The sequence below is a fragment of the Acinetobacter sp. UBA801 genome, from assembly GCA_002296655.1.
In the GTDB taxonomy this organism is placed as follows: Bacteria; Pseudomonadota; Gammaproteobacteria; order Pseudomonadales; family Moraxellaceae; genus Acinetobacter.
Genome location: DBIN01000057.1, coordinates 1 through 10,900 on the forward strand (window position 1 = coordinate 1; position 10,900 = coordinate 10,900).

The 10,900-nt window shown below is 43.0% G+C and carries 13 protein-coding genes and 1 pseudogene; all 14 read right to left on the reverse strand.

Annotation, left to right across the window (positions count from 1 at the left end; all coding sequences use genetic code 11):
- Positions 1 to 5 precede the first annotated feature (5 nt).
- Positions 6 to 167, reverse strand: coding sequence for a hypothetical protein (locus B2W49_RS11270; protein ID WP_291341433.1), 162 nt, complete (start codon positions 165 to 167; stop codon positions 6 to 8).
- A gap of 3 nt (positions 168 to 170) precedes the next feature.
- Positions 171 to 1,133 (reverse strand): hypothetical protein, encoded by a 963-nt coding sequence (locus tag B2W49_RS11275; RefSeq protein WP_291341339.1) that lies wholly within the window; start codon positions 1,131 to 1,133, stop codon positions 171 to 173.
- A gap of 54 nt (positions 1,134 to 1,187) precedes the next feature.
- Positions 1,188 to 2,393 (reverse strand): phage minor head protein, encoded by a 1,206-nt coding sequence (locus B2W49_RS11280; protein ID WP_291341341.1) that lies wholly within the window; start codon positions 2,391 to 2,393, stop codon positions 1,188 to 1,190.
- Between the two features lie 2 nt (positions 2,394 to 2,395).
- Complete coding sequence (locus B2W49_RS11285) at positions 2,396 to 3,883, reverse strand: phage portal protein family protein (RefSeq protein ID WP_291341343.1); 1,488 nt, start codon at positions 3,881 to 3,883, stop codon at positions 2,396 to 2,398.
- Between the two features lie 10 nt (positions 3,884 to 3,893).
- Positions 3,894 to 5,456 (reverse strand): phage terminase large subunit, encoded by a 1,563-nt coding sequence (terL, locus tag B2W49_RS11290; protein ID WP_291341345.1) that lies wholly within the window; start codon positions 5,454 to 5,456, stop codon positions 3,894 to 3,896.
- Positions 5,434 to 5,910, reverse strand: coding sequence for a DUF2280 domain-containing protein (locus tag B2W49_RS11295; RefSeq protein WP_104852024.1), 477 nt, complete (start codon positions 5,908 to 5,910; stop codon positions 5,434 to 5,436). Before B2W49_RS11295 ends, terL begins: the two co-directional genes overlap by 23 nt.
- A gap of 46 nt (positions 5,911 to 5,956) precedes the next feature.
- Positions 5,957 to 6,586 (reverse strand): putative metallopeptidase, encoded by a 630-nt coding sequence (locus B2W49_RS11300; protein WP_291341347.1) that lies wholly within the window; start codon positions 6,584 to 6,586, stop codon positions 5,957 to 5,959.
- Positions 6,587 to 7,540: 954 nt separating this feature from the next.
- Positions 7,541 to 8,095 (reverse strand): hypothetical protein, encoded by a 555-nt coding sequence (locus B2W49_RS11305; protein WP_004973638.1) that lies wholly within the window; start codon positions 8,093 to 8,095, stop codon positions 7,541 to 7,543.
- Positions 8,092 to 8,496 (reverse strand): DUF559 domain-containing protein, encoded by a 405-nt coding sequence (locus B2W49_RS11310; RefSeq protein WP_291341350.1) that lies wholly within the window; start codon positions 8,494 to 8,496, stop codon positions 8,092 to 8,094. Before B2W49_RS11310 ends, B2W49_RS11305 begins: the two co-directional genes overlap by 4 nt.
- 86 nt (positions 8,497 to 8,582) lie before the next feature.
- On the reverse strand, positions 8,583 to 9,125 hold the full coding sequence (locus B2W49_RS11315) for a hypothetical protein (protein WP_291341352.1): 543 nt from the start codon (positions 9,123 to 9,125) through the stop codon (positions 8,583 to 8,585).
- Positions 9,122 to 9,403 carry a hypothetical protein gene (locus tag B2W49_RS11320; RefSeq protein ID WP_291341354.1) on the reverse strand — a complete coding sequence of 94 codons (282 nt, stop codon included), beginning with the start codon at positions 9,401 to 9,403 and terminating at the stop codon, positions 9,122 to 9,124. The genes B2W49_RS11315 and B2W49_RS11320 overlap by 4 nt, the downstream gene beginning before the upstream one ends.
- Positions 9,400 to 9,711, reverse strand: coding sequence for a hypothetical protein (locus B2W49_RS11325; RefSeq protein WP_019836595.1), 312 nt, complete (start codon positions 9,709 to 9,711; stop codon positions 9,400 to 9,402). The genes B2W49_RS11320 and B2W49_RS11325 overlap by 4 nt, the downstream gene beginning before the upstream one ends.
- On the reverse strand, positions 9,708 to 10,457 hold the full coding sequence (locus B2W49_RS11330; protein ID WP_291341356.1) for an ATP-binding protein: 750 nt from the start codon (positions 10,455 to 10,457) through the stop codon (positions 9,708 to 9,710). The genes B2W49_RS11325 and B2W49_RS11330 overlap by 4 nt, the downstream gene beginning before the upstream one ends.
- A pseudogene (locus tag B2W49_RS11335) lies at positions 10,454 to 10,900 on the reverse strand (replication protein); the annotation flags it as partial. The pseudogene B2W49_RS11335 and the gene B2W49_RS11330, both read right to left, overlap by 4 nt.

Below are 10,900 nucleotides of genomic sequence, written 5' to 3' on the forward strand. Positions count from 1 at the left end.
CAATTCTACTCATCTGCCGCTTGGGTGAGTACGTTTGCCGCAGAAAGTGCCAATAGATCGCCTTCTTTGTATGCCGTAGCAGTTGTGACCTTGGCATTAACACGGCGTGTCTTACCTACATCCAAATTAAATGGACGTGATTCATGTGTAGCTGAAACAGTAGTCATGGATTACTTCCCCTTTTGCTGTGCCGCAAATGCTTTAGCACCTGCAGATAATTGGTGTTCTTGGTTACCCGATGGCTCCTGTCCACCTTGCAGATTGGCTTGGTGGCTGAATAAGTGTGCCAAGGTTGGATTTGCTAACGGCGCTTGCTGCTGTTGTTGACCAGCTGGTGGTTGCTGATTACCTGCAGAAAATTGGCGTAACTGCTTTGCTGTAAAGGCAAAGACCGAGTCATCCATATTTGTATATGCAGTTTTATCATCAGCACTGAATTGTGTTTTAAGTTCAGCTTCAAGCGCTGCAATATCTTCAGCACGCTTTTGTGCTTTGAATTGCTTAAGTTCAGCTAGGGCATCATCACGTTCACGCTCTGCCTGCTCTTTGGCCTGTTGTGCTTTTTCTAATTCGGTCACGTCGGTGTCCTCTTTGCTAGATTGTGTTGGGTTATGGCTCGCTGCCACGGCGTTTGTGTTGTCATCTGCACCCAAAGCACAGAAAGACACTTCACGAATACGACCACCACGAAATACCGTGATTGGTCCTTGGTGAACTTTTCCATTGACCGTGACAGATGCATCAGCCTGAATTTCTTCGACTGATGACGGCTCAATACGAACCGACATTTGCCACGGAAAACCATCGTCAGAGTCACGGGCAACTTCGGTGCCGAACTCGTTGCTCATTAAGTCGCCTGAAACGACTAAACCTTGTTGGTGATTAATGTTGTATTCATTAATGACACCTGCACGTTGGCGTGGTGAGTGGTCGAGTAGTGCAGGAATACGCCCTTTAATTTGCATAGAATCCAAATCAAAAATAATGCGGTCCCAATACCAATGGTCTGTAATCACTTCACCGCTATATGCCACGCCTGAGAATGTGCGTTTTTTCTTGCCTTCTTCAGCTTGATTGACGTTCAGATCACCAAGCCGAAAACAATACTTGTCCTGTGTTTCCTCTACTGGCATTTTTCATGCTCCATAAAAAAACCGCCCATTAAGGCGGTCATATTCATATTTATATCAATTCAGCAAAGGCTTGAGCGTATAGATCAGCTTGCCTTGACTCGTTTCAATCGCAACAACCTCAAATGACAAGCCAAATGGAATCAAAACTCCTTGCCCCGCATTTAGCTTTTCCAGATCAATACCTAAACCTTTGGCGTTTTGAATCTGAATTACAACGTCGCCTGAGGAATCAGCCATGAGCAACGGCGCATTAAATTGAACCGTTTGCCCAAGTTGATACCCTGCCACTTGCTGAATAGTCGCAGTCCCCACCACAGTTGAAGCCTTATTGCTTGCCACAGCCTGAATTGCTGCCATGTCAGTACTCAGCCACCGTTTCAGCACATCATCAGCCAGTGACGCTACAGATGCATTTAAATAGCTGGTCAAAGCAGTGTCATTGCCCTGCACATAATCAATAAACGTCCGAATTGCAGTAGGACGTATTTGCGGATCAAGTGGAATCACTGTATCCGCAATCGTATTGAACAAATCCCGACTCTTGTCATCCATCGGCGCAAACAGACTTGTCAGCTTTTTAGATGCAGTCCACTCAGCTTGAATAACTTGCTTTTGCTCAAGCAAGAACTCTTTATCCAGTGATGAATCAGCAATCTTTTTATCGACCAGTGATTCAAGCTCACCAAACTGCAAAGGATGCGAAGACCAGTCCAATGCCTCAGCAACATCAGGCAGTTTGTCATCTGCTGTGATGCCATATTTCAAGGCCTGTTTTTCGGTTAAGGCGATTACGGTGCATCTGCAACGGAAAGAAAGTGGCGGGTAGTGTGTCAGCCAAAATGGATGCTCAAACGGCAAAACAATCTTATCTAAAGCCAAGTGGCTTGGACGCACCCGACTGTCATTAATAGCCGAGTACATCAGATAAGGGCGTCTAGCCTTATTTCGGTTTTGCTGAATCCAGCGACCATGACCATACGCATTTTGAATGTTGGTACGAAATACGTTGTCTAGATAATGCTTTGGCAAAATGATGTCAGATTCTTTGATTAACTTCTGAAAATCCTTGAACGTACCACCATCTGCAATTGCTTTATTGGCTGCCTTAATGACTGTTTCGATCTGTTCAAGACTCGACAAAAAGCTAACCGTAGTTGCCATTTGCCGTGTTTTTAAATCCAACGAATAAAACTCATCGGGCAATAGAATCTTGCGCTGATGTGCATAGCGTAATGCTTCAAGGAACGTAACTGGCTGCAATGTTATTCTCCTTTACCCGCAGCCATATATCCCAAAATATCCGCAGCATACAAAGCCTGATCTAGCTTGGCTGTGAACTCGGTTTTAGTGGCTTTTGGAATAAGCTGCATAAGATTGAACGCCAATGCTTCAGGACTGTCTGACGTGCTTGCTAACTGCCGAATCTCGGCATTACTCAGCAGCGTTAAATCGTCCTGACCATCCGTCAATTCCTCAACTTCTTGTTGGGCATCTGTTAGCTTGTTTGCCGATGCCTTAAAGTTGAATGCTTGACGCGGTAATGCTGTGAATTGATTGAAACCTGTCTGAACTTGTTCAATCACATCGCCATCCTCTAGCCCGTATTCTCGCTTAAAGTATTGTGGTGTTAAGACTGCACCAGCATTTCTTAGCTTCACATCGCGTTCTGCCTTTTCAGGTTCAAGTGACTTTTCCTCGCCAAGAATAATCTGTCTGCGCTTCCAACCGTTCAGATCGCACAATGCATTAATAATTGCCTGCACTGTTGGGGTAATCATCCGAATGTCCGCACGGTATTTCGCATTTTGGACTTCCAAATGCACATCACCCAAAGCACGCGAGCCTGATCCATCAGTACCACTGGTGAGCGTCTGACCTAAAACCACCTTTTGAATACGGCGTTCCAAATTCTTGTCGAATGTTTCATACGCTTGCGAGCCATTACCTACAGCCGATGCACTATGCAGTTCTACAGAGTCCATACTTGAAATCGCTAGAACAGAAGTTGCATGCGCCTTTAGCAATGCATCCCGCATATCTTGATTGTGGCCAGTGGATGACTTGCCTACCAATAATGGCATACCGTACTTTTCCACAAATTTTGACCAGAACTTAAAGCCATTCGTTTTAAAGAACCAAACCCAGTACAAACGACTAAGCAATGCCTCTCCATAAGGATTTTCAAATGTAGATTTACAACGTGTTAAGAAATGCTTAAAACGCTGATCTACTTCCTGATCCTGATGTGTGTGGTTGTAGTTCTTTAAAAGAAGCAAACTTCCATTACTCTTTGGCTCATACCATTGCAGAGGCTTTTCACCAATCCATTCAAAGCCTATGAAAGGTGTAACAGTATCACCTTGAATATGAAGCTTTGGGTTTTCAGGTCTGGAGTAAATTCCCTCAAGCACAGAATATCCGTACCATCGCGCGTTTTGTGCACCTAAAATGATTTCAGACCACCATTCACGAAGATGTGCGTACAGAATTTCAGTTTCTATACCTTCTGCTGGCTCTAGCCGCCATGGAGCACTTTCCAGTTTATCCTGTCGCTTCTCAATAGCCTGATATACTTCATCGTCATACATCATGACTTTTAAGCGATGTCGGGTAATACCTGCTTTACGCAATACCTCGTCTACATCAGGCATTTTAGTCAAATAATTGAGTAGCGCCTGTTCAGCCTCATGCACACTTAAGTTACCCGACACAGGCTTTTGACTTTTGGGTTTGCGTTTTTTCTTAGCCATATTTAAAACCTTATGCCGCTGGTGGGCTGTAATTCAACATCACGACTGAATCTTCAATCGCATCAATTAAGGTATCGACTTGGTCGTCATGGTCATGGGTCATTTGGGCGTTAAATGCCTCACACTCATCTAGGAAGGATTGCTTCCAAGTTGCATTACGTGGAAGCATGACAAATCTATTCTGATTTTCTGGATAAACATCAAAGTTGTTTTCCAAGTGTGGTGCCACATCCATAAAGCGGGTCAATTTGTCTTTTTCACGTTGAACAGGAATAATTGGGATGCCGCCATATTTCTGCCATGACTGCACCAGTTGAGTTCCATGTGCCTTATCCTCAACTTTCATGTATCGAAGTGGCTTTGTTGTGAAGTCATACGCTTTATGCTTATCGATAAATGCTTTCGCTTTCTTATTCATCTCAGGCGCTTCCCATTTTCCACGCAACAGATCAATCAGATAAAGCTTGCCATCTACCCCCATGCCAACCAAAAGAAAGACAGTGAAGTCGTTTTCTTCTTTGACCTTTTGAGCGGTATCAACATACACAGCACGCCAAGCCAGTTCAGGCAATTCGTGATACTCACCAAACCACTCACCCTTGATCAGATCGCCACCCAATTTCTTAGGTCGCTGCATGTACTGACTGCTGAATGTGTAGCGTGATACCGTTGCACCATCCTTATCTTGGCCACCTTTCTCCAACTGCAGCAAAGACTGCAATGATTCTTTCAATGGCCAATAGCTTTGACGCCCTTTTTCGTCTCGCTCAACGTCTCGTGGTACCTTTTTTTGAATATGCTCAGGCAGTGACTGAATGTAATCATCATCAATCAATGCAGGGATTGAAATTTGATGCCATTCACCTGGTACGTTGCCAGTCATCACAAAGTTAGTCGGATCCTCAACGTGCAAACGTTGCATGATCAAAATAATCGGTGTGGATGACTTAGCTTTACGTGAGTTGACCGTGTTCAAAATCTTACGGTTTGCCTTATTACGTGCCGTCTTACTGAATGCATCCTCAGGCTTAAGTGGGTCATCAAGAATGATTGCCCCTGTAAATCCAACATCAGCTAAGGTACCAGCACGACGCCCTGTAACCTGACCACCCATCGAGGCGCTATACACATGTCCCGCTTCATAGCCATCTACAGTGGTTTTCCATGATGCTTTTGCATCGGTACTGGTTGAAATTTTGACTGGCCATAAGGCTTGAAAGTCTGGTGACTTCACGATATTTCGAGCTGTGGCCGAAACATCCTCAACCAAAGACTGTGAAAATGATAAATACAGAAAGCGTGAACGCTGGTTACGCCCAATCCCCCGTGCAATCAGGTTTGTAAGTAATTCAGTTTTACCACTGCCTGGTGGTACGTTAATCACTAGGTTAGGAATTTCACCACTAATGACTTTGTCGATCGCATCGGCAATATATTCATGGTGCCAATTCACCAAGAATTTAAACCCCATACGTGGCAGGAAAAATGCCCGAGTAAAAAACAAATGCTCATCTTCACACTTGATTCTTTTTGCTTTTAATTTGACGGGGTCAATATTCACTCTCGAGTTCATTTATCGCCTGCCTTACCTGCTCATCAGTGGCAGTAACAACTACTGTATTTTCGTTCTGAATCGGCCCACCACCTGCACCTGTGATTTCTTGTTTATTCGTAAACTGCCCACCGCAGTCTTTTGCCGCCTGTTCAAGAATCTTGAGTGACATCACTGTGTTCTTTGCATTGCGTTCTAGCTGCTTCTGATATTGCTTTAAGCGGTAATGTTTGTTGGCAATTGGAATGTCAATTAAGCCAGCATCAAAATCGGCGCGTGTCTTGTGGAATAAATCGACAAATTTCTTACTTAGATTTTTACCAGCCGCTTTGGTTGGATCGTAAAGTTGGCATTGCTTTCTATCAATCTTTACACCAAATTCTTGCAAGACCTGATCTGCCACCTCTTGAGGGGTATCACGGCATGCAAGAGCTTGAACTATAAATATTTTTACAGGCTCTTTTAGTGCTGCCATAAACACCCCTTTGTCTAGCTACGTCTAGCAAAACAGGCAAAAAAATTTAAGCCAACTTCAATAAACACGTACCACATGCATGAGCAATTTTTGCCTTGCCGATTGTAGGACCATCATTTACAAGCTCCACCATTTTCTGGACATCTGGTGATGCACCGTAACGCTGAACAACCCCGTGGAATTCTTCAACATCATGTGGTCTTAGGTAATACTTGTACTCACCAGTGGATTGACTCACCAAATAATTGCCATCCTCATCGCGCTTGGCACCAATGTGATAAAGCTCATGTTCGATCAACGCACAAAAATCAGTATCACTGGCTTTGTGTGCAAACCAAGCATCAATTGTGATGATGAAATTCGGCACACAACCAAACCAATCGATCATCTGTTTTTCTTGACGCAACTTTCGCCAGCCGCCCGCCATCGGTGCAAACTTTTCAGTCTGACCCAGAACAATTTTTTCAGACTTTTTAAATCCACTTGATGCCCATAGCACCATGAATAAATCATCATCCCATGGCGATATATGCATGTGATCAGGATTGTGTAACTCACCACCTTCATCAATGAATGTTTTTAAAATCCATTCTTTTAATTCAGGTGCTGCCTCAAACCCCACAGGGTCTTCAGGATCAAGATCAAGTAAGCTTTGAGGCGGCATCGGTCGTTTCACAGCAATACATTCCGTAAGTTTCTAATTCGCTCTTTCAATCGGCGCATGATGCCGTCTATCGCTAGCATCTCAACACGCGTCAATCCTGATCTACTGAGATTCTGATACTTAGACAGCTCAGCACTGCAAAATTCTAAGTCTTGTTTCGCTTGTACTTTGTCTGTCATGGGTACCACCAATAAGAAAAGAAAAACCCCGCCAATAACCAGTATTCAGCGGGGTCTTATGTGCCGAAATCCGTCCGGCGATGGAGAAATTAATCAATCTCTTTTAAACATTCTCGACACACTTTGATTTCTTCATCATCAATCGTGTGGTCAATCTCGGCTGCACCATGGAAACCGAATAAACACATCAAGAATCGGAGCATCATCATCTCCTAAAATAATCTGGGTGGCGGCATTCAATTTAAACCACTACGAATAAAGAAAGCCGCCATAAAAAAAGCCCGCTCTAGGTGTAGTGCGGGCTATAAACTAAGGACCTTAAAAGATCATTCAGAAACTACAGCAAGTTTCTGCTCGCTATATTGAAGATTAACGGACCAATACTCATTGGCAAAATATATCAAAAAATAAAAATAAATTTAAATATAAACAAAATCTTAGCCTATTTAGATATGCTATTCCCTTGAGAAAGCCCCTCTAATGCTGTGATTTTTTCTTTAGAAGCGCTATGCACATAAAAGCACAATACACACACAAGCACAAATAACACTACACCTAAAATCACCACTCTTTTATTGTTCATTTGATTACTCTTATTTTAATGATATACCCCATTATTATATTTAAATACATAAAAAACAATAAGAAAAGCCCACGTTTCTGTGAGCTCTTACGGTAATTATCAGTCTTTCCTGATCGTCATTTGCTTTCACACAAATTAAGCTAGACAGCCATAATATGACCATCTTATAAAAACTATAGCTTAGATTCCGTTTAAATGGAATCTTTAAGTACGCAATTCTTTGTAAGTATTTTTTTTATACATTTCAATTGCCTTTGATGCCTCATCTATCGCTGATTCTATAGCGATTTCCATCATTGCTTCATACGGTTTCCAAGTTTTTCGATAGTTATCTACCGTCATCTGGTGGCAATTAATACCCGCGTAATACAAACGCCCCTGTGCAGTGAAATTAGCCTCAAGCTGAGGATCCAATGCAAAGTCTATGACCATACGCGCAATCAGGTACGCCATGTGATTTATTGTGATGTGTTCAGGTTCGCGCTTTTTATCTGCCATGGCGTTTTTAAGCATGATATTTACCAGATGCCCACGAACATATTCGTAATCACTCTCGCATTTACCATCAAATACAATCAAAGCCGTAACTGACTTGGCTAACTGTGTCTCCATAGATGCAATAGCACCCAAGCGATCTTCATAATTCAAAGGCTTCTCTCCAGTGCCACGCACATTTGGTTCAAAATTTGGCGACTTAGCAGTAATGCCATGAGTCAGCCATTCAAATTGTTCAAACTTTTCCGCCACTGCTGCATTCATCCCTTCACCAACCCTTCAATCTGTTTAATCGCAAATCGGCTTGTCACTTGCTCTGTGCTGAACCGTAAAACCTGATAACCCATCATTGTTGCTGCGTTGTATTTTTCCATGTCCCCTATGTAGCCCTTCCCCCGTGTATGCCTGCCACCTGACCAGATACCCCCTTCAACTTCGATCAGCAGCTTCGTATTCTTGATATGAAAATCTGCCCGCCATTTTCTTGTTGGGTGAAATTGAAACTCCTGCTCAAATTCAATTTTTAAAGTTTTAAGCTGTTGGATCAGTGCTGCCTCACCTACACTTTCCACCTTTACGCCTTTGACTTTGTTTTTACGCTTGGTGGCAGTCTTACGACCACCGCCATAAAGTTTTTTGTATTCAGCAAGTGAGATGCTAGTCACTGGCACCTCGCAATGCATACATCACACGACTTGGCACCCAGCCACAGTACCCACAAACCAAACCGCCTTTTAAGCGGCCACAGAATTTACACATGTTCACTTACCCGTTCTATGACTGTTTGAATGGCTTTCAATGTCATATCCTTATCAGTGGAATCACGTAAAAGATCAGCAATCATTAAAACTTTTCGCTTATATTTCTCAGCAACTTTTTCCGCAGCTTTCTGCTTACGATCCTGCACAGTGTTGAATGCGATTAGCTCATTGTGTTCTTGCTTGAGCTGGATATAGCACTGCTCCATGTTGTTAAGCTGGGCTTTTAGATTGTAATTTTCCTCTTTCAATGGTTTAGCTACATTTTCAAAGTAACTTCGGCACTCAATTGCCTGAAGCCACTCTTTGGTACGCTCTTCTAAAACACTGTTTAGTTGGTCGATGATGGATTGTTGTTCATCACGCACCGTAGCGACAGCACCAGTAAACGCAATCCATCCAGCATTAAATTCATTTAATTTAGTTGTGCACCGAAAGCTGTTTTTCTTAGCATTAAGATCAATAAATCCGTGTTCTTCTGCGATTTTGCAGTACACCTCGTACTGTTGCTCAACATCAGTAATAAAATCACTCATAAATCCCCCTGCACAATTGTCATTGGGCTAATGTGATTTCTAATATCAGTCACGTAGTCGGTGCAGTCGTGGTCTGCGATGGTTGCGCGCAGACCCCCAAGACAAACTAGAAGGTGCTTAAAACGCTCGGAATAGCTAGTAAATTTCCATTGATCCTCCTCCCAGTAATACAACTCAACTGCATTTCTTTTTTGGAAGTAGGTAACATGTAGAAAATCTGTCGCTCCCACAGGCGCACCAGCCACAATTTCCCGCATTTGCTCGATTGTTAAATTCATGCCTTCAACTCCCTTTCAACATTCATGATGTCTTTTGCGTACTGCGTTGCCTTGTAGTGACTACCTGAAACACGCTCCAAATATCGCCATTCAACAAAATTTTGCAGTTGGCTATAAACAGTTGCCCTGTGTGCATCAATAACGGCTTCTTGAATATCTTTCACAGTGAACAACTGAGTTGCATAGCATGCGAAAAGCAAAATATTTAACTGATCTTCAAATGTGAGCTTCCTTGTTTTATCAAACGCGCTTTCAACTTGTGTAATAACTCCGCCATTCTTTAAGAAATCTTCAACTGTTTTGCTCACACTGCACCCCCTACTCGCTGATCTGCCCAGTTGCATTCCACAACCTCCAACCCATCATGTTGAAAACGGGACCACAGTCGATCACCTAAATCTTTGCGCAATTCTTCTAACGTATAATTTGAAATGAGCATCGTTGGCTTGCCTTCGTCATAACGTGCGTACAGCACTTTGTGCACCAGCTGAAGTCTGTTCTCATGCCGATCATGCAAACCGTATTCATCCAAAATCAGTAAGTCATACTCAGTGAATCGATAAACGGCTTGTGCTTCGGTGTCATCGGGCTTAGTCCATGCATTGGCAATTTCTGCCGCCATGTCTTCAGACGTGATGTATCTTGCGAATTTGCCCTTGTCCAAAGCGTTTCGAGCCACGGCGCAAGACAGATGCGTTTTACCTGTGCCAGTACGCCCAACCATGATCAAATTGCGTGGACGACCTGCAATAAAATCCTTGGTGTATTTCACGCAAAGTGCTTTGGCATTTCGTTGGCCATCGTTGTGAGTGATGTACTCATTGAAACCGCTTTTTGCATGTCGGTTTGGGAGTCTAGCGCCTTCAAAGTGTTTTTTACGCACCATGGCATCAACTGCTTTTTGGTGTTCAAGGTTGCTTTGAATCACGTTTTCTTTGGCACAGGTTCCACAAATTAAACTACTCCCTGCTTTGATTTTGAGTTCACTGTGGATGGGACAAATGTCACTACTCACTTGGAAATTAAATCCTGATACAGCTGCAATTGAGTTCATACAAGGCCCCCCAAATCGATATCGTCAGTTGAGCAAGGCGCATACTGAGTTACATCGCCCCATGCGTCGTTGACGTTGCGTGAAGTGCTAACTTGGCTTTGTTTGTGTTGGTGGGTATTTGTATTGCGTGAAAACTTTCGCTTAATCCATTTCACAAAATTTGAATACATCTGAGTTTCTGTAATCAGCCCAGATTTAAACTTTTGCTCGTAATGCGCATTGACCTCCAGCAAAACCTGATTCACTTGATCTTGTGTCATTGGCAATTCACCTGATCGTTGCAACCAAGAATTCAAAGAATGCAAATCTGGTGTCCAGAGATTCAATACCTGATCTACTGGATTTTGCTGCGTATTTCTCTCTTTAAAGTTTTCTTTAAATGTTTCTTTAAGTGTTTCTTTAATAGTGCCCCGTTCAACGGTACTAGTCCCGTCCCGTTTGGT